Consider the following 365-nt stretch of genomic DNA (forward strand, 5'->3'; position numbering starts at 1 on the left):
GCTCGCCGTGGCGCGCGAGTTGGTCGTCTTCCTGAAACGCCCTGGCGGCCAGGCGCAGTTCAGCCAGAACCTCAAGCTGCAGGGTGGCGACGGGCGCTTCGACAAGCTGCATGGCTGGATCCTCGAAAATCTGGCCGCCGACCTGTCGCTGGCGCAGTTGGCTGACCACGCCAATATGAGCCGCCGCAGTTTCTCGCGGCGCTATCGCGAGGCCACGGTCGCACACCCGCCCGCGCGATCGAAGAAATCCGCATCGAGGCGGCTCGATCGCCTGGGTCGACGCCATGGGCCGCATCCAGACCGGGCCCGAAAGCGCCGGCTCGGAGCCGGGACCGGCTTGCTACAGCCGCGGCGGCAAGCGTCCG

2 pseudogenes are annotated in these 365 nt (G+C 69.0%); both read left to right on the forward strand.

The annotated features are described in order from the left end of the window. Positions 1-267 (forward strand): annotated as a pseudogene (locus tag EN850_RS34305) (AraC family transcriptional regulator); the annotation flags it as partial. Further along, positions 258-365, forward strand: a pseudogene (locus EN850_RS36690) (hydantoinase/oxoprolinase family protein); the annotation flags it as partial. The pseudogenes EN850_RS34305 and EN850_RS36690, both read left to right, overlap by 10 nt.

It is taken from the genome of Mesorhizobium sp. M8A.F.Ca.ET.207.01.1.1 (assembly GCF_004794715.1).
Taxonomy (GTDB): domain Bacteria; phylum Pseudomonadota; class Alphaproteobacteria; order Rhizobiales; family Rhizobiaceae; genus Mesorhizobium.